At 66.0% G+C, this 20,131-nt stretch carries 23 protein-coding genes; 12 read left to right on the top strand and 11 right to left on the bottom strand.

The genetic code is table 11. From position 1 onward, the window contains the following. Entirely contained in the window at positions 1-666 is a 666-nt protein-coding gene (locus P0R31_RS14430; protein ID WP_157280777.1) for a DsbA family oxidoreductase, read from the bottom strand. A 171-nt stretch (positions 667-837) separates the two neighbouring features. On the opposite strand from P0R31_RS14430, the gene P0R31_RS14435 reads away from it, so the two are divergent. Continuing rightward, complete coding sequence (locus P0R31_RS14435; protein WP_275514643.1) at positions 838-1,638, top strand: thioesterase family protein; 801 nt, start codon at positions 838-840, stop codon at positions 1,636-1,638. Here the strand turns inward: P0R31_RS14435 and P0R31_RS14440 are convergent. Together P0R31_RS14440 and P0R31_RS14445 are read right to left on the bottom strand one after the other, a co-directional pair. Further along, a complete protein-coding gene (locus P0R31_RS14440; protein ID WP_275514644.1) occupies positions 1,626-2,450 on the bottom strand; it encodes a helix-turn-helix domain-containing protein in 825 nt (274 codons plus the stop codon). The two genes, P0R31_RS14435 and P0R31_RS14440, sit on opposite strands and share 13 nt — an antisense overlap. A 40-nt stretch (positions 2,451-2,490) precedes the next feature. Further along, a complete protein-coding gene (locus P0R31_RS14445; protein WP_275514645.1) occupies positions 2,491-3,312 on the bottom strand; it encodes a helix-turn-helix domain-containing protein in 822 nt (273 codons plus the stop codon). Between the two features lie 100 nt (positions 3,313-3,412). Between P0R31_RS14445 and P0R31_RS14450 the strand changes: the two genes are divergently transcribed. Together P0R31_RS14450 and P0R31_RS14455 are read left to right on the top strand one after the other, a co-directional pair. Beyond that, entirely contained in the window at positions 3,413-3,643 is a 231-nt protein-coding gene (locus P0R31_RS14450) for a hypothetical protein (protein WP_275514646.1), read from the top strand. Positions 3,644-3,676: 33 nt separating this feature from the next. Beyond that, positions 3,677-4,075, top strand: coding sequence for a hypothetical protein (locus P0R31_RS14455; RefSeq protein WP_275514647.1), 399 nt, complete (start codon positions 3,677-3,679; stop codon positions 4,073-4,075). 167 nt (positions 4,076-4,242) lie between these two features. Here P0R31_RS14455 and P0R31_RS14460 read toward each other — a convergent pair whose 3' ends face one another. Further along, entirely contained in the window at positions 4,243-4,800 is a 558-nt protein-coding gene (locus P0R31_RS14460; protein ID WP_275514648.1) for an SET domain-containing protein, read from the bottom strand. Positions 4,801-4,962: 162 nt separating this feature from the next. On the opposite strand from P0R31_RS14460, the gene P0R31_RS14465 reads away from it, so the two are divergent. Further along, positions 4,963-5,568 carry a hypothetical protein gene (locus P0R31_RS14465; RefSeq protein ID WP_275514649.1) on the top strand — a complete coding sequence of 202 codons (606 nt, stop codon included), beginning with the start codon at positions 4,963-4,965 and terminating at the stop codon, positions 5,566-5,568. Between the two features lies 1 nt (position 5,569). On the opposite strand, the gene P0R31_RS14470 is transcribed toward P0R31_RS14465, so the two are convergent. Continuing rightward, on the bottom strand, positions 5,570-6,199 hold the full coding sequence (locus tag P0R31_RS14470; RefSeq protein ID WP_275514650.1) for a DUF6321 domain-containing protein: 630 nt from the start codon (positions 6,197-6,199) through the stop codon (positions 5,570-5,572). A 48-nt stretch (positions 6,200-6,247) separates the two neighbouring features. Next, positions 6,248-6,979: a TetR/AcrR family transcriptional regulator gene (locus P0R31_RS14475; protein ID WP_275514651.1), complete on the bottom strand. Its 732-nt coding sequence runs from the start codon at positions 6,977-6,979 to the stop codon at positions 6,248-6,250. Between the two features lie 105 nt (positions 6,980-7,084). Here P0R31_RS14475 and P0R31_RS14480 point away from each other — a divergent pair, with 105 nt between their 5' ends. From P0R31_RS14480 to P0R31_RS14500, 5 genes are all read left to right on the top strand, one after another. Then, on the top strand, positions 7,085-8,482 hold the full coding sequence (locus P0R31_RS14480) for a carotenoid oxygenase family protein (protein ID WP_275514652.1): 1,398 nt from the start codon (positions 7,085-7,087) through the stop codon (positions 8,480-8,482). A gap of 38 nt (positions 8,483-8,520) precedes the next feature. Beyond that, complete coding sequence (locus P0R31_RS14485) at positions 8,521-8,772, top strand: hypothetical protein (RefSeq protein WP_275514653.1); 252 nt, start codon at positions 8,521-8,523, stop codon at positions 8,770-8,772. A 118-nt stretch (positions 8,773-8,890) separates the two neighbouring features. Continuing rightward, a complete protein-coding gene (locus P0R31_RS14490) occupies positions 8,891-9,445 on the top strand; it encodes an inner membrane-spanning protein YciB (RefSeq protein WP_275514654.1) in 555 nt (184 codons plus the stop codon). Positions 9,446-9,549: 104 nt separating this feature from the next. Next, positions 9,550-9,846 (top strand): hypothetical protein, encoded by a 297-nt coding sequence (locus P0R31_RS14495; RefSeq protein ID WP_036013050.1) that lies wholly within the window; start codon positions 9,550-9,552, stop codon positions 9,844-9,846. A 17-nt stretch (positions 9,847-9,863) separates the two neighbouring features. Beyond that, positions 9,864-10,781: an SH3 domain-containing protein gene (locus P0R31_RS14500; RefSeq protein WP_275514655.1), complete on the top strand. Its 918-nt coding sequence runs from the start codon at positions 9,864-9,866 to the stop codon at positions 10,779-10,781. A 107-nt stretch (positions 10,782-10,888) separates the two neighbouring features. Here P0R31_RS14500 and P0R31_RS14505 read toward each other — a convergent pair whose 3' ends face one another. Further along, positions 10,889-12,544, bottom strand: coding sequence for a fumarate hydratase (locus P0R31_RS14505; RefSeq protein ID WP_036027899.1), 1,656 nt, complete (start codon positions 12,542-12,544; stop codon positions 10,889-10,891). Between the two features lie 212 nt (positions 12,545-12,756). On the opposite strand from P0R31_RS14505, the gene P0R31_RS14510 reads away from it, so the two are divergent. From P0R31_RS14510 to P0R31_RS14520, 3 genes are all read left to right on the top strand, one after another. Beyond that, positions 12,757-13,230, top strand: a complete 474-nt coding sequence (locus P0R31_RS14510) for a hypothetical protein (protein WP_275514656.1) — start codon at positions 12,757-12,759, stop codon at positions 13,228-13,230. 279 nt (positions 13,231-13,509) lie between these two features. Further along, the gene (locus tag P0R31_RS14515; RefSeq protein WP_167361693.1) at positions 13,510-13,683 is read left to right on the top strand and encodes a hypothetical protein; all 174 of its coding nucleotides are present in this window, start codon (positions 13,510-13,512) and stop codon (positions 13,681-13,683) included. Between the two features lie 116 nt (positions 13,684-13,799). After that, entirely contained in the window at positions 13,800-14,474 is a 675-nt protein-coding gene (locus P0R31_RS14520) for a methyltransferase family protein (protein ID WP_275514657.1), read from the top strand. Positions 14,475-14,496: 22 nt separating this feature from the next. Here the strand turns inward: P0R31_RS14520 and P0R31_RS14525 are convergent, their stop codons facing one another. The 4 genes from P0R31_RS14525 to cckA all read right to left on the bottom strand — a co-directional run bounded on the left by P0R31_RS14525 (position 14,497) and on the right by cckA (position 20,114). Continuing rightward, on the bottom strand, positions 14,497-15,204 hold the full coding sequence (locus P0R31_RS14525) for a glutathione S-transferase (protein WP_275514658.1): 708 nt from the start codon (positions 15,202-15,204) through the stop codon (positions 14,497-14,499). 254 nt (positions 15,205-15,458) lie between these two features. After that, complete coding sequence (locus P0R31_RS14530) at positions 15,459-16,139, bottom strand: lectin (protein ID WP_275514659.1); 681 nt, start codon at positions 16,137-16,139, stop codon at positions 15,459-15,461. Positions 16,140-16,284: 145 nt separating this feature from the next. Beyond that, positions 16,285-17,298 (bottom strand): Tim44 domain-containing protein, encoded by a 1,014-nt coding sequence (locus P0R31_RS14535; protein WP_275514660.1) that lies wholly within the window; start codon positions 17,296-17,298, stop codon positions 16,285-16,287. Between the two features lie 227 nt (positions 17,299-17,525). After that, complete coding sequence (gene cckA / locus P0R31_RS14540; RefSeq protein WP_275514661.1) at positions 17,526-20,114, bottom strand: cell cycle histidine kinase CckA; 2,589 nt, start codon at positions 20,112-20,114, stop codon at positions 17,526-17,528. Between the last annotated feature and the right edge of the window lie 17 nt (positions 20,115-20,131).

The following is a 20,131-nucleotide window of genomic DNA, read 5'->3' on the forward strand; positions in this document are numbered from 1 at the left end:
CTACTCCGCCGCCTGTGCATTGATCTCCGCAGAGACCTCGCGAATGGCGCGGGCGAGCAGGTTCGGATCCTGCGCGCCGGAGACGGCGTACTTCTGCGCAAAGACATAGGTCGGCACGCCGGAGATGCCCTTGTCGGCGGCTTCCTGCGCATCTGCCGAGACGCGCGCGACGTCCTCGTCGGTAGCGAGGCGCTTGCGCACGTCGTCGGCGTCGAGGCCGATGTCGGCGGCCGCCTGCACCAGCACGTTCACATCGGTGAGATCGCCGCCGTCGCGGAAGTACAACTCCATCAGACGCTGCTTCATCTCGGGCGCCTTGCCGATCGCGTCCGCCCAGAGGATCAGGCGGTGGCAGTCGGTCGTGTTGGGCTGGCGCGCCACCAGCTCCGGCTTGTAGACGAGCCCCTCCTCGCTCGCGGCCGCGACAACGCGTCCCGCAATGCCCTTATAGGCTTCGACCGAGCCGAACTTCTGGGTCAGATAGGCCTCGCGGCTGATGCCCTCGCGCGGTACCCAGGGATTGAGGAAGAAGGGACGGAAATTCAGCTTGACCGGCACGTCGGGCACCAGCGCCAGCGCGCTCTCGATGCGATGCTTGCCGATATAGCACCAGGGGCAGACCACATCTGAGACGACGTCGATCTGGAGCGGTTTCAGCGTGCTCATGTCAGGCGCCTCCTTCGGGCACTTCGAGGGTCCGCCCGAACATAAGCCTAACCGGGGGCGGCACAAGGCACCCGTCCTGCATGGCTCACGACTTCACCTCTGCGGTTATTGTGACCGGTTCTCCCCGCCCCGATACTTACGGCCACGATCAAGCCCAAAGGGGAGACCGCGATGAGCGCCATTTTCAAGCCGGAATGCGATCTGTTCCGGGCCACCGAGCATGCCGGCGGGCCGTGGTCGCCGGACATGCTGCAGGGAAGCGCCACCACCGCGCTGATGACCCGCGAGGTCGAGCGCCTCGCCGCCAGATCCGGCTTTGCGGTGCGGCGTCTGACCTTCGATCTTTGGCGGCCGGCGGGCCTGCGCCTGTTCAGGACGGTCAGCGAGCTGCTGCGCGACGGTCGCAAGGCCAAGACCCTGCAGGTGCGGCTGATGGACGGCGAGACCGAGATCGGCCGCTGCACGGCGCTGCTGACGGCGCCGAGTGACGAGTCGCCGGTTGATCCGTTCGCAAGGCCCGCGCCCGTCGACAAGGGCCCCGAGGCCGGCAGCCCGCCGCCCGCCTTCGCCCAGAAATGGAGCCGCTACTTCCAGAACGTGTCGGTGCGCCTCATCGAGGGCGCGCTGGAGAAGCCGGGCCCGGCGGCGGCCTGGATGCGGCTCGATGCGCCGCTGGTCGAGGGCGAGCCGAACACGCCGCTGCTCCAGGCGGTGCAGGCCGCCGACTTCTCCAGCGGCGTCGCGCAGATCGTCGACATGCGCCAATGGACCTTCATCAACCCGGAGATCAGCCTCTATTTCTTCCGTCCGCCCGAGGGTGAATGGATCCTAATCCGCGCCGCGACGCGCGTCGGCGCCCATGGCGCGGGCCTCACCACGGCGACGCTGAGTGACCGCAACGGGCCGTTCGCGGAGGTGATGCAGGCCATGAGCTTCGAGCGGCGCGAAGCCGTGCAGGCTCAGGCGTCCTGAGCTGCAAGCGCGACCAGGGCGGCCTCGGACGCCGCATCAACAGGCATGAACATCTCGACGCGAAGCTCCTGCAGCGTGACGTCCTGCGGGGTGCCGAGCGTCAGCACGGCACCGATCAGACCAACGCCGATATCGCCCTTGCGCAGCCGCACCTCGCAGAGCGGCCCCGGGGCGGCGTTGTCCTCGGTCGCCGGCACAGGCAGCTGCGGCAGCCGCATCAATTCGCGCCAGGTCGATTGCAGGGCCTCGTCGAGCGGCGCGGCCATTGCCTCATGCCGCGCCCGCGTCAGCAGCGCGGCCGCAACAATCGGCCAGTTCTCGACGAACGGCTTGAGCTCGTCGGGAGCGAGGAACATGCGCATGTGGTTGAGCGGCCGCTGCATGCGGAGAGGGCCAAGCAGCATGATCATCAGGCGCGAGGCGGCGCGATTGGCCTGCATCACGTTCCAGCGCCGGTCGGTGACGATCGCCGGGAACGGCTCGTGACGGAGAAGCAGAAGATCGATGGCACGCCGCGCCTCGGCAAGCTCCGGCGCCGACAGATCGCGCTCGCCATATTGCCGCGCGAAGCCGCCGGCCTCGAGCAGCGCATTGCGATCACGCAAGGACAGATCGAGCGCGGACGCGAGCTGCAGCAGGATGTCCCGGCTGGCCGCCGCCTTCCCGGTCTCGACATAGCTCAGATGCTTGATCGAGATGCCGGCCTCGAACGCCAGCTCCGCCTGGCTCAATGCACGGCGGGTGCGCCAGCCGCGCAGGAGATCACCGACGGGATTGGCCGGCCGCAATCGCCGGAACGCGCGTGTGTCCATCCGCCGATTATGCGAGCGCTGCTCCGTCCTGTAAACGGCGCTAGCGCAGCCCGGCCGCCATCTGCTTCAGCCGTTCGGCGGTGCGCTCGTCCGCCGGAAAGAACGTCTCCAGCGCCAGCTCCGACAGGGTGATGTCGACCGGCGTGCCGAACACCATGGTGGTGGAGAAGAAGCTGAGGACCTCACCACCCAGCCGCAGCTTGAAGGGAATCGCGACGTTGTCGGCTGGCAGCGGCGCCGAGCGCGCCGGAATCGGATAGGTCTTCAGATCGTTGTAGAGCTTGATCAGCTCCGGATCCGCCGTCGCCTCGCACTGCCGATGCAGCCGCTCCAGGAGATGCCCGCACCATTCGGCGAGATTGACCGTGCGCGGTGCCAGCGCCTCGGGATGGAAGGCGAGCCTGAGCACGTTGACGGGCTGGCCGAGCAGATGCTGCGGGATGCCATCGAGCAACGGCGCCACCATGCGGTTGGCGGAGACCAGGTTCCAGTGCCGGTCCACCGCAAGCGCCGGATTGGGCTCATGCGCTTTCAGGACGAGGTCGATCGCCTGACGGGCTGATTTCAAGGCGGGATCCTCCAGCGGGCGCTGCGGAAAGGCCGGCGCGAAACCGGCCGCGACCAGCAGCACGTTGCGTTCGCGCAACGGCACGTCGAGCCGCTCGGCGAGCCTGAGCACCATGTCGCGCGACGGCGCGGCGCGGCCGGTCTCGACGAAGCTCAAATGCCGTGCCGAGATTTCGGCTTCGCCGGCGAGATCGAGCTGGCTCATGCGGCGGCGCTGCCGCCATTCGCGCAAATGGTCGCCGATATGGACCGGCTGGCTGCGCTCGGTGCGTGCGGTGGAAGCATGTGCGTTCATGGTCAAAAGCTAGCACGTGGATTTAGGCGCTTCCATTACCACCGAGGTAATCGAATTGGGGGACGAGCACGCGCATCTTGGGTCGCAACAGGAGATGACCATGATCGCGTTGCTGCTCTACCGGACCGTCGCAGACCACGTCTTGCCCTGGGCCATGGCGTTCGCAACGCGGATGCTGGCGCGGAGCCTCAACATGCCGGAGCCGGTGGTGCATTCGGCCGGCGGCTATGTCGTCGCACAGGTCATCGCCTTCGAGCACGGCGTCGGCAGATGGCTCTGCCCGTTCCGTCTCGCCCATCTGCTCCGCGCCTGGTGGCGCGGTCGGCGTTAAAGTTCCACCCCAGCCCAACCAAGGAGACCTGAGATGTTCGATGCTTCCACCTTCCTGCGCCGCGCCCTGTTCGCCGACGCCATCTTCAGCGGCGTCGCCGCGCTCGGCTTCACCTTCGGCGCGAGCGCGTTCGCAGCGCTGTTCAACCTGCCTGAAGCGCTGCTGCGCGAGACCGGCCTGTTCCTGATCGCCTACACGGCGCTGGTCGGCTGGCTCGCCTCGCGGGCCACGGTCGCGAAATCGCTCGTGCTGCTGGTCGTGATCGGCAATGCGGCCTGGACCGTCGGCAGCATCGCGCTACTGCTCTCGGGCACGGTGTCGCCGAATTTCGCCGGCCAGCTCATGGTCGTCGCGCAAGCCATCGCCACCGGCGTGTTCGCCGAGCTGCAATATGTGGGCTTGAAGAAGAGCGGGCACGCCGTGGCGGCGTGAGGCAACCCTCGTCCCTCACCACGCGCCGTCGTCGCCCGGCCTTGTTGCGTACAGGACCGGGCGACCCAGTATTCAAGAGGCAACATACGTATACGGAGAAGCCGCAGCTTACTGGATGCTCCGGTCAAGCCGGGGCATGACAGCGGGACGTGAGGTGCAAGCGCGGGCTACACCCGCACGCGGCCATTGGCCTTGGCGAAGGCGTGGCCGTTGAGCTTTTTCTTCTTGGCAACCTTCGCGCCCGCCTTCTGGGCCTTGCGCTCGGCCCGCGCCTTCACCTTGGCGGCTTCCGCCCTCGCCTCGGCGCGCAGCTTCTTGCGCTTCTTCTCGCAGGAATCGCACTTGCAGCCGATCGGCTTCAGATAGGCTTTGAAATAGTCGGTGCCGTAATCGTAGTTGATCTCGTCGCCCGGCTCGATATTCCTGATGGCGCGGATATAGACCTTGCGCTCGCGCGGACGAACGTCCGATTCCGCGTTGGGGCGGCAGGAATGGTTGATGTAGCGCGCGAGGTTCTTGCGCACCGATCCGTCGATGGTCCATCGCCCGTTGAGCTCGAACAGATATTTGTTCTCGATCTCGTCGTGCTCTGGAATCCGCGAATCCAGGATCGGTCCGAAATAGCGGATGATCCGGGTCCCCTTCTTGATCGGCTTGGTGGCGAAGAGGCCGAGCCCGGTCTTGGAGCGGCCGACACGATAAGGTTTGTTCGAGGTGGCTGGCATGATGGAGAAAATGAGAACGCGAACGAGGCAGGAGGAGCCCAAGCGAAGCCGCTCTTGTAGAACGATTCCGCGCCGCTGTCAGGTATATCCCACCGGGGTTTGAACCTTGCCCACAATCAAGACGTCTGATGGTACGAAGTTCCCACTGCATCGAAGCCGCATATGAACCGCGTTACCAGCCTCGGCATGGTTGCTCTGATGACCTGCATCGGCCTGAATTGCGCCGACGCCCAATCCGTGAGCAGCAGCTACACCTCGACGGCGCCCAAAGATTGTCGGCAGATCGGCAAGGCAAGCGCGCTCGACGGCAGCAGCACGCGGGTTTGTCCGGGCAAAGACGGCCTGATGGTGCTGATCGCCGAGGACGACCTTCGCGAAATCGTATCGGTCGGACGCAACCGCAAGGCGGCAAGCGAGGAACCGGCGGCCAACGTCTGGTTCGCGCCGTTCAATTCATCGGAGACGACCATCGAATGGCGCGCTGCCGGCGCAATGCCGTTTGCGATCATCCAGCGCTGGCACATCGCCGACAATTCCGATCCCGACAAGCAGGGGCGGCCGAGCACCAAGGCCATGCTGGTCGTGACCCGCCTGCCGCCGGGCGCGGTCTGCCACGTCGCCTATGTCGACGCCATCGCCAACCCGAACGCCAACGAACTCGCGCGCAAGGCCGCGGACGATCTCGCCCGCGGCTTCACCTGCGCCAAGGACGAGGTCAAGATCATCGGCACGCGCGGCCGCGCCGTCGAGCTCGCCACGATGCGCTAAATTAGCCTCTCGCCTTGACGCGCCGATAGCGCGCCAGCAGGCGCTCGCCCTTCGCCGCGATGCGCCGTGCCTCCGCCACCGTCTTCGGAACTGGCTCGCCCCAGGCATGCGCTGACAATGCGTGCCGCGTCGGCCGGCCCGTGCCATCGACCAGCGGCGGCAGCTTCGCGCGGCCATAGAAGCGCACGGCCCAGCTGCCCTTCCGCCGCATCTCCTGCGGCGTCATCTCCGATTCCTTCTTTGTCACGCCAGGGCGCAAATGGGCGCCCTGTTTGCGCGCGAACGCTTTGCGGCCCGCCGCCGTCAGGCCGCCGCGCGGATCCTGTTCACGGGCGGATGCGCTGCGTTTGCGGGATTTGGCCTTCTTCGCGGTGCGCTTACGGGTCTTCTTGGCTGACGTCTTCGACTTTGCTTTCGACGCCTTCTTTGAGGTCTTCTTGGAGCTCTTCGTCTTGGCGGTCTTCTTCGATACCATGCGCATGTTGTCCACAAGGTTGGGATAGCGGCGGCCGGCGCGGCGGGCGCGCGCTTTCGCCGCGGATTTCTGCGCGGCACTGAGGTGCTTGGAGGCCTTGCCGGCCCGCTTGCGGGGATTTGTGCGTTTCCAGGGCGCGCGTGCTGTCTTTGCCATGCGGCGTCAACGCATGATCACGACGAGGGTTGCGTGCGTCGTGGTTGATCAGGGCGCGGGAAGCCTCGGCGTCACAGGCACCGTCAGCATCGCCTCGAGCAGCCGCTCGGCGGTCGTTCCCTCCGGCAGCCGCGCGAGAATGTCCTTCAGCCGTCCGTCGAGCAGCAGCATGGTGAAGCCGTGCACCAGCGACCAGGCCCGCGCGATCGCGGCGCCCTGGTTCAGCGTCAGCGCATCGCCGCTGATCTGCTCCTGCCGCATCATGCCGATCGCATTGGCCAGTCCGGCGAAAGACGCCTCGGCCGCCTCGTGCAGCGACGGCCTCGAATAATCCAGCCGCTCGGTGCGGAACATGATGCCGTACATGCCGGGATGGGCCTGCGCATAGGCGATGTAGGCTTTCGGCCGCGCCAGCGCGGCTTCGAACGGCGTGGTGGCGGCGTCGCACGAAGTGGCCATGACGACGTTGAACTGGCGAAAGCCGACGGCCGCGAGCTCGCTGAGCAGGCCCGTCAGGTCGCCGAAATGATGGGTGGGGGCGGCATGCGAGACGCCGGCCTCGCGCGCCACCGCGCGCAATGTCAGGCCGGCAAGCCCGTCGCGCTCCAGCACCCGTTCGGCGGCCTGGAGCAGCGCTTCGCGGAGCGCACCGTGATGATACGGCGTCTCGGTCTTGGCGCTTCTCGCGCGCCGCGCGGTGCGTGACGCCGCGGTCGAGGTGGTCTTTCTCGGGGCACGCGGGCTGCGCGCCGCCTCGCCCTTGGTGTCTGTCTTGGTCATTTGCAAGCTATATGACGCAATATTGACAGTGTAAAGATTTCACTTGACGGAAGCTGCGATCGGGTCTATCCGATCTTTACGATGTAAAGATGAGGGAGGATCGCCGTGCAGCACGACGCCATGGCCGAGCGCAGCAACAATATCGCGCCGATCCCGTTCGAGGCCGACGCGCCCTTCCTGAAGATCGTCGGCGAATTGCCGCGCGAGCTGAACGGCACGCTCTATCGCAACGGCCCCAATCCGCAGTTCGAGTCGCCCGGCGCGCACCGGTTCGTCGGCGACGGGATGCTGCACGCCTTCCATCTCGAGAACGGGCGCGCCAGCTACCGCAACCGCTGGGTCCGCACGCCGAAATGGCTCGCCGAGCACGACGCCGGCCGCGCGCTGTTCGGCGGCTTCGGCCGCAAGCTGCCGGATGCGCCGGCAAACCTGACCGATGGCGGCGTCGCCAACACCAACATCATCTTCCACGCCGGCAAGCTGCTGGCGCTGGAAGAAGCGCACCTGCCGACGGAGATCGAGCCGGGCACGCTGGCGACGCGCGGCTATCACAACTACCAGGGCCGCGTCGCCGGCAGCTTCACCGCGCATCCCAAGATCGATCCCCTCACCGGCGAGCTGGTGTTCTTCGGCTACAACGCGGCGGGCCCGCTGACGCCCGCCCTCTCCTACGGATCGATCGACGCAACAGGCAAGGCGACGCGCTTTGAGCGCTTCGAGGCGCCCTATGCCAGCATGGTGCACGACTTCATCGTCACCGCGAACCATGTGCTGTTTCCGATCCTGCCGATCACGGGCAGCATGGAGCGCGCGATGAGCGGAAAGCCGCCCTATGCCTGGGAGCCGGACAAGGGCGCCTATGTCGGCGTGATGAAGCGCAGCGGCACGACCAAGGACATCGTCTGGTTTCGTGCCGAAGCCTGCTACGTCTTCCATGTCATGAATGCGTGGGAGGACGGGAGCCGCATCATCGCCGACGTCATGCAGTTCGAGGAAGCGCCGCTGTTTCCGCATCCGGACGGCCGCCCCACCGATCCCGAGAAATCGCGCGCCCGGCATTGCCGCTGGACCTTCGATCTCGCAGGCAATACCGACCGCTTCCAGCAGACCTATCTCGACGATCTCACCGGGGAATTCCCGCGCATCGACGATCGCCGCGCCGGGCTGAAGAGTCGTCACGGCTGGTACGCCTGCGCCAATCCGAGATTGCCGATGTTCGGCGCGCTGTCGGGCATCGTCCATGTCGACGGCAACGGCAGGCGGCTCGGCCAATACCTGCTGCCGGCCGGTGACACCATCTCCGAGCCTGTTTTCGTCGAGCGATCCAAGGATGCCGCCGAAGGCGACGGCTGGCTGCTCGCGGTGGTCTGGCGCGCGCGGGAAAACCGCAGCGATCTCGCCGTATTCAATGCCACCGATATCGAGGCCGGCCCCGCGGCCTTGGTGCAGCTCGGCCACCGCGTCCCCGACGGCTTCCACGGCAATTGGGTCGGCGCGGCGTAACAGGCGAAATGACACAAGCGAATGCAGAGACGTCTCTCATGGATATGCCCTCGATCAATGCCGGCTGCCTCGTCCTCCTCGCCTTGATCGGCGCCGCCCTCGCGTTCCAGGCGACCCGGCTGCGGCGGAGCCATACGGTCTTCGACGCCGGCATCCTGCTCAGCCTCGGTCTGCTGAGCGCCGCCGCCTTGCCGCTCCTGCCTTGGACGGAATTGATCGACGATGCCTTGACGCAAACCGTTGCGGTCCTTCGTTTTCTCGAGGTCACCTACGTCGTTTTGACGCTGTAGAAGTTCCAGGTGACCTGCAGCAGCACGGTTTGCAGCACGAAAGGGGGTATCCAGAGCATCGCCAAGACAAGTATGCTAGGCCGGTGCAGATTGCCCAGGCCCGCTGAACAGGATCACGATGAAGGACGTATTTGCCCGTCTCGGCTCCGACCTTTTTTCCGCCATCCTCTTCCTGGCCATCTACCTCATCACCGACAATGTCGTCGTGGCCACGTCGGTTGCGATCGCCGGCGCAGCGGCGCAGGTGATCTATGCCCGGCTCAAGGGGCAGCAACTCAACTACATGACGTATGCGAGCCTTGCCCTCGTCGTTGGGCTGGGTGGCATCACATTGCTGACCAACGATCCGCGCTTCATGCTGGCAAAGCCCGCCATTGCGCATTTCGCGATCGGCCTCATCATGCTCAAGCGTGGCTGGATGATGCGCTACGTGCCGCCGCTCGTCGTGGAAACCGTTCCGGAATATGTGACGGCCGCGGGCTATGCCTGGGCGGTGCTGATGTTCGTGATCGGCGGCGGCATGATCGTGGTCGCCTCCACGGGTGATCTGAAGCTGTGGGCGTTTTATCTCACGGTGGTCGCCGGCGGCGGCAAGATCCTGGCCTTTGCCGTGCAGTATGTCGTTCTCAGGCTCATCGTCACCAGCCGCCGGCGCGCCGCCGCCCGCGCCTGATTGGCCGATCGCAGGGTTAGGCAGGACCTGCGAGTTGCGCTATAGGCTCGCTCAGGACGGCCGCGGATCGTCGCGGACCGCCGCAATCTGTTCGGGAGACGGGAATGGCCGTAGACGGCAACTGGAATCTGACCATGACGACGCCGATGGGCGAGCGCCAGGCGACGCTGAGCCTGAAGGCTGCGGGCGGCACGCTCACGGGCACGCAAGGCGCGGAAGGCAATACCACCGAGATCTTCGACGGCACGGTCTCCGGCGACAACGTCTCCTGGAAGGTCTCGATCGACAAGCCGATGCCGCTCACGCTCGAATTCACCGGCACGGTCTCCGGTGACAGCATCAGCGGCGAGATGGGCATCGGTCCGATGGGCAGTTTCCCGTTCACAGGCGCGCGGGCGTAAAGCCACGCGCTGCACCGATGCGTGCGCTCCTCCTCATCGCGGCGGCAGTCGTGTCCGCAGCACAGGCCGCGCGCGCAGGTGACAGCGAACCGGCGTGGCGCGCGAGCGCGCTCGCCTTGGTGCCGGCAGGCTCTGTTGCCGGCACCGCTTATCGAACCGAGGGGTCGACCGGTTATCTCGCGGTCTATCCCGCGACATCGAACGATCCGAAGACACCGGGAAGCGCCTTTGCGGCGCGCCAGGCCCTGGTCGTCACGCTGACTGCTGACGCGACGCGGGCGACGTCAGCCGAGCTGAAGCCGCGCACCGGGCCGGCCCCTGATAACGACGACAATGATTTCGCCAGGCTGCACGCCGAGCTCGCCGCCAAGCGCGCAGCGCTACCTGCCGGCACCGAGCCCTGCGATCTCGGCGCCTGGTCCATCGACAAGGATCCCAGCGGACTCAACGTGCGCGCCGAGCCGTCGGTCAAGGCGCGCGTGCTCGGCACCTTGCCGCCGCCCTACCGCCTCAGGCTCGGCGGGGCCGAGAACACGCCCGAGGGCGGCTGGCTGACCGAATTCCGCATCATCGGCTTCAAGGACGGTTGGTTCCTGATCGAAGACGCGAGGCCGCCGGGCAAGGACTATGAGGACGAGACGCGATATCCGCGCAGCGCGCCAAAGCCCTATGCCGGGCGCGGCTGGGTCGCCTCGAACAAGGTCGGCGCGAACTACGCCAATGGCGCCACGCGAATGGGCGGGCTGTTTCAGGCGCCCTTCATCGATGCCAAATGGATGCCGGCCCAGCGCGAACTCGGCGGACCGCTCGACACCGACGGCGGCCCGAAGCGCATCTTCGCCTGCAGCGGATATTGGGGCCTGGTCGAGAGCCACGACGGCGTCCGCGGCTGGTGGCGCGCGCTGTGCTCCAACCAGGTGACGAATTGCAGCTGACGCGCATCGAGACTTCACCGCCAGGTCAAATCGTCATACGCGGGCTTGACCCGCGTATCCATCTTCTGACGAGCGATGGATGGCCGGGTCAAGCCCGGCCATGACACTCAACCCAGGTTCAACTCCTTGAAGAAGTCGTTGCCCTTGTCGTCGATGATGATGAACGCGGGGAAATCCACGACCTCGATGCGCCAGATCGCTTCCATGCCGAGCTCGGGATATTCCAGCACCTCGACCTTCTTGATGCAGTGCTCGGCGAGGTTGGCCGCGGCACCGCCGATCGAGCCGAGATAGAAGCCGCCGTACTTCTTGCAGGCCTCGCGCACGCTAGGCGCGCGGTTGCCCTTGGCCACCATCACCATCGAACCGCCGGCGGCCTGGAACTGGTCGACGAAGGAATCCATGCGGCCCGCGGTGGTCGGACCGAACGCGCCGGAGGCGTAGCCCTCGGGCGTCTTGGCGGGACCGGCGTAATAGACCGGATGGTTCTTGAAATAGTCCGGCAGCGGCTCGCCCTTCTCGAGCCGTTCGCGCAGCTTGGCATGGGCGCTGTCGCGCGCGACGATCATGGTGCCGGTCATCGAGACCCGCGTCTTGATCGGATATTTCGAGAAGGTCGCCAGGATGTCCTTCATCGGCTGGTTGAGGTCGATCTTGACGACCTCACCGCCGAGCGACTCTTCGACCTGCGGCAGGTATTGCGCCGGGTTGTGCTCGAGCTCCTCGAGATAGACGCCGTCCCTGGTGATCTTGCCGAGCACCTGGCGGTCGGCCGAGCAGGACACGCCAAGCCCGATCGGCAGCGATGCGCCGTGGCGCGGCATGCGGATCACCCGCACGTCGTGGCAGAAATACTTGCCGCCGAACTGCGCCCCGACGCCGAGCGACTGCGTCATCTTGTGGATTTCCTTCTCCATCTCGACGTCGCGGAAGGCGTTGCCGTCGGGCGAGCCGTGCGTCGGCAACGCATCGAGATAGCGCGCCGAAGCGAGCTTCACCGTCTTCATGCACAGCTCGGCCGAGGTACCGCCGATCACGATGGCGAGGTGATAGGGCGGGCACGCCGCGGTGCCGAGGGTGAGGATCTTTTCCTTCAGGAACGCGAGCAGCCGGTCCTTGGTCAGCACCGAAGGCGTGGCCTGGAACAGGAAGCTCTTGTTGGCGGAGCCACCGCCTTTCGCCATGAACATGAACTTGTAGGCGTCATCGCCCTCGGCGTAGATCTCGCACTGCGCCGGCATGTTGTTGGCGGTGTTCTTCTCCTCGTACATCGAGAGCGGCGCGACCTGCGAGTAGCGCAGATTGCGACGCAGGTAGGCGTCACGCGCGCCTTCGGACAGCGCCGCCTCGTCGTCACCGTCGGTGATGACGTTGCAGCCCTTCTTGCCCATGATGATCGCGGTGCCGGTGTCCTGGCACATCGGCAGCACGCCGCCGGCCGCGATATTGGCGTTCTTGAGGAAGTCCAGCGCGACGAACTTGTCGTTCGGGCTCGCCTCGCCGTCCTCCAGGATCGCGCGGAGCTGCTTCAGATGGCCGGGGCGCAGATAGTGGTTGATGTCGCCAAAGGCCGCCTCCGACAGCGCCCGCAGCGCCTCGCGCGACACCACCAGCATGTCCTTGCCGAGCACCTTCTCGACCCTGACGCCCTCGGACGAAATCTTCTTGTAGGGCGTCTCGTCCTTGCCCAGCGGGAACAGCGGGGTGTGCTTGTAGGGCGGAACGGGCTTGGACTGGTCGGGGAAGGCGGTGGGAGCGTTCATGGGGCAAATCTCGGGGTTTTGGGGCCGTGGCGGGCCTCTCAGCATAGAAGCGTTCTAAGCGCATTCTAGCCAGAAAAGAAAGGGAGCGGTGCGCATGGGAGGGGTAGGTTCGGCACGGGAAGGCATTGGCACAGCTCGTGGAAATGCCTCTGCCCACCCTTGCGATTTGCGTCCGCCGACGCTTGAATGCGCGCACTAAGGGGCTTTTCATCATGATATTGAAACTGAACGTCCGCGGCGCGATCCTGGTCGCCGCCGCCATCACCGGCCTTGTGGCCCTCGGCTCGCCTGCCCTCGCCGATCGCTGCGACGACAGCGCCAAGGAGCTGGCGAGCCAGGTCGATCGCCTCAAGGTGAATTTCCGGGCCGCCAACGTCGTCTATCTCACGCACCCGGCGGCCAAGGAGCTGTCCGTGGGTTGCCGCGGCGACAAATATTCCATCGAGCTCTACGCCAAGAGTGATCGCAAGCCCAAGCCGGAATTCTACGCGCTGGTCGGCTCGATGGCGGCGATCGTCTTCACCGTGACCAAGGACGACACCACGACGGGCGCGACGCGCTGCCTGAAACGGATGGGCCTGCTCCGCGGCGACAAGGTCACCATGCGCTACCGCCGGCTCAACATGGAATGCATCCGCACCAAGACGGAGGCGTCCATCGCCATCACACGCGGCAAGGACGAATAGGGGCGCAGTTGGGCCGCGACGCGGTCGCCACGAACTCCGTCGTTGCGAGCGCAGCGAAGCAATCCAGAACTGTATCCGCGGAAGCAATCTGGATTGCTTCGTCGCAAGGGCTCCTCTCAATGACGGGGAGAGGCCTGGTCGTCTCGGTTTGCACCGCGCGGATGCCGCGCATGCACAGCCTTCACCGCGCCAATTCCCTCGCATTTTAACGATTGGCTTGAAGGAAATTTCGCTCCTCGCAGGGCAGGCTTGATTGTTTCCATGTGTGAGGATTTGCGGATGAAGGTTTCCACCGTTGCGCCCCCGCCGATCGCGATCGTGGTTCCGAACTACGACACGACCAAGCCGCAGGACGATCAGACCAAGGTCAAGGACGAGAATCCGACCTTCAAGCCGCAGCCGCCGGCGCCGCTGCCGCCGGGTCAGGGCACGCGGATCGATCAGCTCGCCTGATCAGGCTTGCCAAAACCGAAGCGCCCGATCCGGTTGATCGGGCTCTTGGCATGTCCGGCCGCATCTTTGCCGGATAGCTGCACCAGGATCGTGCGCCGTTCGCCCGGGACCTGCGCATGATCGCACGGCTGCTGCTGCGGAACACAATGTTCGTCATCGGCATGGGCGCGCTGCTGTTCACGTGCGCCGGGACGCTGCATTGGCCGTCGGCCTGGGTGTTCCTCGCAACCTCCGCCCTGCTCGGCCCGCTCTGCGGCTGGTGGCTCTACCGGACCGATCCGGCGCTGCTCGCCGAACGCCTGCGGCCGGTGCTGCAAAAGGATCAGCCGGCCGCCGACAAGATGTTCATGGCCCTCTTCGTCGTCGCCATACTGGTTTGGCTTGTCCTGATGGGGCTCGACCGCCGTGTTCGATCCTCCGACATGCCGACGGCGTTGCAGGTGCTCGGCCTCGGGCTGTTCCTGGGCTCGACACTGTTCACCATGTGGGTGTTCCGCGAGAACTCGTTCGCCGCGCCCGTGGTGAAGCTGCAAACCGAGCGCGCGCAGCACGTGATCTCGACCGGTCCCTACGCCTATGTCCGCCATCCCATGTACAGCGGCATGATCCTGTTCTTCACCGGCGTGCCGTTGCTGCTGGGATCGTGGTGGGGACTTGCGATGATGCCGCTCCTCCTCGCCTTGCTCGCGGTTCGCATCCCGATCGAGGAGCGCACGCTGCGCGAGGGCCTGCCCGGCTATACCGATTACACGGCGCGGGTGCGCTATCGCCTCATCCCCGGCGTCTGGTGACCGCGCCAACTGCACGAAGCCGCTATCGATCCAGCTCGCGATAGCGGCGGAAGATGCCCTGCTCGTTGAACGGAATGCGGCGCTCGCTTGCGAGATAGGCCTTGATGTTGGGGCGCGCGGCGATGCGGTCGTGCAGGCCGACGAGGCCCGGGACATCCTTCTCGAACGCCTTCATGCGTTTGGGGAAGGCATAACGCAGGCCCTCGACGATCTGGAACAGCGAGAGGTCGACATAGGTCGGGCGGCGACCGGTGACATAGGTGGCGCCGCTCCCGACGAGCAGCCGCTCGAAATAGCCGAGATATTTCGGCACGCGCTCGTCCCAGAAGTCAGCCGTGCGCTTTTTCGCCGGCGCCTTCTGGTCCTCATAATAGAGCGAGGGACCGAGCGGATGATGGGTGTCGTGGATCTCGACGACGAAGTCGGTGATCGTGAGCTGGAGCTGGTGCACCCAGAGCCTGCCGGCTTCCGTCTTCGGCGCAAGCCCATGGCGGGAACCGAGATAGAGCAGGATGTTGGCGGTCTGGCCGATGACGAGCTTGCCCGCTTTCAGGAACGGCGGCGCAAAGGGCGGCGTGCCCTTCCGCGCATCCATCATCTTCATCATCGCGGCCGATCCGCGCCGACCGCGCGCGACATCGACGTAGGCGGCACCCGCCTCCTCCAGCGCCAACCGCACATATTCGCCGCGGCCCTGGATCTCGGGCCAGTAGTAGAGCTCGTATGTCATGGGAGAGGTCCGTGAGCGTGGAGGCGACCGGACCAATGTAGCACGTGGCTGAAGGTTCCGTCAGCGTGAGGCGGAACGGCCGCGCAACATACGCCGTCATTGCGAGCGCAAGCGACTTGTCCGCCGAAGCCTTGGCGAAGGCGGAAGCAATCCAGAAATGCCTCCGCGGAGGACACTCTGGATTGCTTCGTCGCAAGAGCTCCTCGCAATGACGAATGGAGAGAGCTCCGCGACGGTGGAGAGAACTCAGCGCCTCAATTCGCCGCGAAGCAGTACAGCAGCCCATCGCCGCCGGTGGTCTTCAAATCGGCCTGCGAGCAGCCGCCGTCGGGCCCGCGCGAGGGGTGAGAGCTGTTCCAGGATTTCGAGGGCTCGTCGTCGCGCAGACCCCGGCGATCGAAATGGCCGACCATCGCAGCGCCTTGCGTGCTCGACGTCCAGTTCTTGCAGGTGCGATCATCCGGCCCGGCAAACGCGGTGCCGTCCGGTTGCGATCCCGTGAGGATGTCGTGCCGGTTCGGCTGGTCGCCGGCACCATTGATGACCTCGCCCTTTTCGCTGAGCGCGGTCTGCTTGGTGAGATTGTTGGCCGCGCTGTGCAGCTCGGCGACGTCCTTGGCGACCACCGTGCCCTTGGCGTTCTGCCAGGGCCCCTTGCCGATGCGATCCTTGGCGTTGATGGCCGGCTTGCCGTCGGCGGGCTGCGTCGAGAGATAGGCGCGCCAGGTCTTGGCTCCGGCGCCGGCGGCTTGTGCAAGCTTCTGGCATTGCGCGTCGGCTCCCTCAAGGCCGCCGAGATCGGCGCCCTTGCCGGGCCCGTTCGACGTCACGAAGAAGGTCATGTCGGCCGACTGCGCTTGCGCCGCGGGCGCCGCCAGCAAGGCCATGGCGAGCGCAAGGTTCGAAATCGTCACGGTTCTCTCGATGCGGATCATGCTATCCTCCCGTTGTGCTTGTTGTTAACCGCCCCATGTCAACCCGACACGCGGCCGCTTATTCCGATGCAGCGAGGCGAGACACCCAAAGAAAAAGGGCGCCGTGCGGAAAGCACGACGCCCTGGTTTCTGATGCGCTGAGCGATCAGTTGGTCTGCTGAATCGCTGACAATTCCCAGCCCGTGCCCGGCCGGCGGGCGAAGGTCCAGATCTCGGTCGCCTCGCCCGGCTGCTCGCTGCCGGCGACGATGGCGCCGGTGTTGCGATCCACCGTCTTGTCGGTGAGCGCGAAGCGCAGCGCCACCGTGGCATAGTCGGTCTCGCCTTCGCGCCAGGCTTCCGCGAGGTCGCCCTGCAACAGCTTCACATCCGTGACCTTGTTGACCACGTTGCGGGCGCGGTTCTGGGCGAGGTCCTGCTCGAAATAGGAGACCATTTCCGGCGTCGCGAGCGTGTGCAGCTTGGCCACGTCCTCGTTCGACCAGGCGGCCTGGACGTCGCCGAGCAAGCGCTCGAACGCCTCATAGTCGTCCGGCTTGATCTCGAGCGGCGCGTTGTTGGCGCCGAAGCCGAAGCCGCCGAGTCCGCTGCCAAGGCCGCCACCAAGACCGCTGCGATAGTTCGTCTGCGGTCCGGGCGCTGCGCCGGCCTCAGCATTGGCGTAAGCCGCCCGCGGAGCGTGACGGCGCTGCCACCAGGACATCGCCAACCGGACCACGAGCACCACCAGCGCGATCTGGATGATCAGGCCGATGATCGAGGACAGGCCGCCGAGGCCGCCGAACAGGCCGCCGCCAAACAGCATGCCGAGCAGGCCGGCGCCGAGGAAGCCGGCCGCAAGGCCGCCCATGAAGCCGCCGGCGCGGCCAAACAGGCCGCCGCGCGCGGGCGCGGTCGCGGCCGAGTTCATACCTGCGCCCGGCTGGGTGTAGGTGCGGTTGAACTGCGAGGCCGAGCCGGGTGCGGTCGTGGTCGACGGCGGCGCCGAATAGGAGCGCGTACCGCGCGAACCGGACGACATGCCGCCACCCGCGCGGGCGTCGGCCGACGAGATCGTCAGCGCGGTCGGCAGCGCAAGCGCCAGCACGACGGCGATCGTGTTGAAGAGTTTCCGGGAGCGAAGCGAGAAAGTCATGTGCGTTTCCCAAATCCCCGGCATGGGGACGTGCCCCTAAGATGGTCAGACTTCCCGAAAAGTGAAGCCGGTTTCGGAACATGCGGCTGCGGCCCTCAGTCGCGGGGATGTGGCAAAAGCCCATATATGACAGGGGTTTTACGGGAACCATCGGGGGATGTTTACCGCCGGGTTTACGACCCGATTTCCGCTTTTCCCCGGATCCCGTCAGCCGAGCCCATCAGCCGCCATTGCGTGGAGAGCGGCAGGTCTCACGCCTGCTTCGTCATCGTCTCCTTCACCGCCGCGACCAGCTGGCTGAGCGTGAAGGGCTTTGGCAGGAAGTCGAACTGCTGGCCTTCGGGCAGGCTCTTCTCGAAGGCATCCTCGGCATAGCCGGAGACGAAGATGAACTTGATGTCGGGGTTCTTCTCGCGCATGGCCTTGAGCAGAGTCGGGCCGTCCATCTCCGGCATCACGACGTCGGAGACGACGAGATCGATCGCGCCACTTTGCTCGTCCAGCACCTCCATGGCCTCGACGCCGTTCTCGGCCTCGACCACGGTGTAGCCGCGCGAGCGCAGGCCGCGGGCATTGAGCGCGCGCAGGCCCTCCTCGTCCTCGACCAGCAGGATGGTGCCCTGCCCAGTGAGATCGGTACGCGGCTTCGCCTCTGCCGCCGCGGCGGGCGCGGCTTCCTTCGCGGCGCCGTTGGTCGCGCCGATTGCGGCTGCGGGCTGCTCGACCTGCACCTCCGGTTCGGCGATGTGGCGCGGCAGGAAGATGTGGAACGAGGTGCCCTGCCCCGGCTCGGAATCGACGTAGATGAAGCCGCCGGTCTGCTTGACGATGCCGTAGACGGTGGAGAGCCCGAGGCCCGTGCCCTTGCCGACCTCTTTGGTCGAGAAGAACGGCTCGAAGATCTTGTCGCGGATATCGGCGGGGATGCCGGTGCCGGTGTCGGCGACCTCGATCCGGACATAATCCGCGGCCGGCATGCCCTTGTAGGCGAGCTTGCCCGCGTCGTCGCTGGTGACGTTGGCGGTGCGGATGATCAGCTTGCCGCCATCGGGCATGGCGTCGCGCGCGTTGACCGCGAGGTTGACGATCACCTGCTCGAATTGGGAGACGTCGACCTTCACCGGCCAGAGGTCGCGGCCGTGCACGAGGTCGAGCTTGACCTTCTCGCCGATCAGCCGGCGCAGCAGCATGGTGAGATCGGACAGCGCGTCGCCGAGATCGAGCACCTGCGGCCGCAGCGTCTGCCGCCGCGAGAACGCCAGCAACTGCCGCACCAGGGTGGCGGCGCGCGTTGCGTTCTGCTTGATCTGCATGATGTCCTGGAAGGACGGGTCGGTCGGCTTGTGCGCGTTCAGCAGGAAGTCGTTCGCCATCATGATGGCGGACAGCACGTTGTTGAAGTCGTGGGCGATGCCGCCGGCGAGCTGGCCGACCGTCTCCATCTTCTGCGACTGGTTGATCTGGTTTTCCAGCGCGCGCCGCTCGGTGGTCTCGAGCATGTGCACGATGGCGGCTTCCGCCTCGGTCTCGGCCGAATCGACCGGCGTCACGAAGAACTGGCCCCAGCGTTCCTTGGCCCCTTCCAGCGCCACCTCGACCGGCGCGATATCGGCCTTGCCTTCGGCGGCCTGGTTGATGGCCGCGATCAGGAGGTGCCGGTCGCGCGAATTGACCGCGCGGAAGATCGACTTGGAAGAGGTGTCGAGCCCCAGCGCCTGACTGAGCTTGGCGTAGCGCGCATTGGCGCGCACCACGTTGCCGGCGCGATCGACGGTCGCGATCGCCATCGGCGTGTGGTCGAAGAAGCGCATGAAGCGCACTTCGGCGGCACGATCAGGGTCGCTGCGCTCGTCGCGGGCGCGGCTGATCACGAGCGTGCGCGAGGGCCCCGGCGCGCCGTCGGCGCCGAAGGCGAGCTTGTGATAGAGCCGCACGGGCATGGTCTTGCCGGTGCGCATGCGCAGGTCGATGTCGAACACCTCGGTCTTCACCTCGCCCGGCACCGCCACGATCGAGGTCAAGAGCGAAGCGCCGTCGCCGGAGACGATATCGGTGAGCTTCAGGCCGCCGGAGCCGATCTCGGCGAGGTCGTAGTCGAGCCAGTTCGCCAATGTCGCGTTGACATAGGCGAGCTCGCCGGCCGGATTGACCGAGAAGAAGCCGCACGGGGCGTGATCGAGATATTCGATCGCGTGCTGGAGCTCCTGGAACACGTCCTCCTGGCGCTCGCGGTCGCGCGTGATGTCGGCGATCGACCACACCGCGTATTTCGCCTCGCGCTTGCCGGTGCCGAGCGGGCGCACGCGCATGCGCAGCCAGCGACCCTGGCTGCCGTCATGGCCGGAGATGCGCACCTCCTCCTGCTGCCGCTTGCCCTCGCGGGCGGCCTTGAGCAGCCGGAACACGGCTTCCGAGACGTCGGGGTTGCCGATGAAGACTCGCTCCACTGGGCGCACGTCCTGCGGTCCGGTGGCGCCGGTCAGCGTCAGATAGGCGGCATTGGAATAGACCACGTGTCCGCGCGCGTCGGTGACCGCGAGGCCGTCGAAGGCGTGATCGGAGATGCGGCCGATGACGGGATCGTCGAGATTGCGGTCGGCGAAGCGGATGATGCCGGCGGCGAAGGCGAACAGGTTGAACAGGCCGACCATCGCCAGCACGGCGAGGATACCGAGGATATAGGGCTGCGCCTGGGCGCGCCCGAGAGTCATCAGCCCGACGGCCACGGCGACGAGGCCGGCGGCCACCAGCAGCACCAGCGCAATGCTGCCCGAGCGCGGCGACGGCTCGTGCGCCGCAACGGGCTCGCGTGTGAGGTCGTGGTCGGTCTCGGCGGTCATTCTCGAGCTGGCGCAGC

Origin of the sequence: Bradyrhizobium yuanmingense (assembly GCF_029167105.1) — a bacterium.
GTDB classification, from domain to species: Bacteria; Pseudomonadota; Alphaproteobacteria; order Rhizobiales; family Xanthobacteraceae; genus Bradyrhizobium; species Bradyrhizobium yuanmingense_A.

What these genes read in the sequence shown, in the direction of transcription:
- P0R31_RS14520 (WP_275514657.1), top strand. Translation starts at nt 13,800, where the DNA reads ATGATCGCACGGCTGCTGCTGCGGAACACAATGTTCGTCATCGGCATG.
- P0R31_RS14460 (WP_275514648.1), bottom strand. Translation starts at nt 4,800, where the DNA reads ATGCCAGCCACCTCGAACAAACCTTATCGTGTCGGCCGCTCCAAGACC.
- P0R31_RS14500 (WP_275514655.1), top strand. Translation starts at nt 9,864, where the DNA reads ATGCGTGCGCTCCTCCTCATCGCGGCGGCAGTCGTGTCCGCAGCACAG.
- P0R31_RS14440 (WP_275514644.1), bottom strand. Translation starts at nt 2,450, where the DNA reads ATGGACACACGCGCGTTCCGGCGATTGCGGCCGGCCAATCCCGTCGGT.
- P0R31_RS14475 (WP_275514651.1), bottom strand. Translation starts at nt 6,979, where the DNA reads ATGACCAAGACAGACACCAAGGGCGAGGCGGCGCGCAGCCCGCGTGCC.
- P0R31_RS14490 (WP_275514654.1), top strand. Translation starts at nt 8,891, where the DNA reads ATGAAGGACGTATTTGCCCGTCTCGGCTCCGACCTTTTTTCCGCCATC.
- P0R31_RS14445 (WP_275514645.1), bottom strand. Translation starts at nt 3,312, where the DNA reads ATGAACGCACATGCTTCCACCGCACGCACCGAGCGCAGCCAGCCGGTC.
- P0R31_RS14535 (WP_275514660.1), bottom strand. Translation starts at nt 17,298, where the DNA reads ATGCCGGGGATTTGGGAAACGCACATGACTTTCTCGCTTCGCTCCCGG.
- P0R31_RS14455 (WP_275514647.1), top strand. Translation starts at nt 3,677, where the DNA reads ATGTTCGATGCTTCCACCTTCCTGCGCCGCGCCCTGTTCGCCGACGCC.
- P0R31_RS14465 (WP_275514649.1), top strand. Translation starts at nt 4,963, where the DNA reads ATGAACCGCGTTACCAGCCTCGGCATGGTTGCTCTGATGACCTGCATC.
- cckA (WP_275514661.1), bottom strand. Translation starts at nt 20,114, where the DNA reads ATGACCGCCGAGACCGACCACGACCTCACACGCGAGCCCGTTGCGGCG.
- P0R31_RS14495 (WP_036013050.1), top strand. Translation starts at nt 9,550, where the DNA reads ATGGCCGTAGACGGCAACTGGAATCTGACCATGACGACGCCGATGGGC.
- P0R31_RS14505 (WP_036027899.1), bottom strand. Translation starts at nt 12,544, where the DNA reads ATGAACGCTCCCACCGCCTTCCCCGACCAGTCCAAGCCCGTTCCGCCC.
- P0R31_RS14515 (WP_167361693.1), top strand. Translation starts at nt 13,510, where the DNA reads ATGAAGGTTTCCACCGTTGCGCCCCCGCCGATCGCGATCGTGGTTCCG.
- P0R31_RS14450 (WP_275514646.1), top strand. Translation starts at nt 3,413, where the DNA reads ATGATCGCGTTGCTGCTCTACCGGACCGTCGCAGACCACGTCTTGCCC.
- P0R31_RS14530 (WP_275514659.1), bottom strand. Translation starts at nt 16,139, where the DNA reads ATGATCCGCATCGAGAGAACCGTGACGATTTCGAACCTTGCGCTCGCC.
- P0R31_RS14470 (WP_275514650.1), bottom strand. Translation starts at nt 6,199, where the DNA reads ATGGCAAAGACAGCACGCGCGCCCTGGAAACGCACAAATCCCCGCAAG.
- P0R31_RS14510 (WP_275514656.1), top strand. Translation starts at nt 12,757, where the DNA reads ATGATATTGAAACTGAACGTCCGCGGCGCGATCCTGGTCGCCGCCGCC.
- P0R31_RS14430 (WP_157280777.1), bottom strand. Translation starts at nt 666, where the DNA reads ATGAGCACGCTGAAACCGCTCCAGATCGACGTCGTCTCAGATGTGGTC.
- P0R31_RS14435 (WP_275514643.1), top strand. Translation starts at nt 838, where the DNA reads ATGAGCGCCATTTTCAAGCCGGAATGCGATCTGTTCCGGGCCACCGAG.
- P0R31_RS14485 (WP_275514653.1), top strand. Translation starts at nt 8,521, where the DNA reads ATGGATATGCCCTCGATCAATGCCGGCTGCCTCGTCCTCCTCGCCTTG.
- P0R31_RS14525 (WP_275514658.1), bottom strand. Translation starts at nt 15,204, where the DNA reads ATGACATACGAGCTCTACTACTGGCCCGAGATCCAGGGCCGCGGCGAA.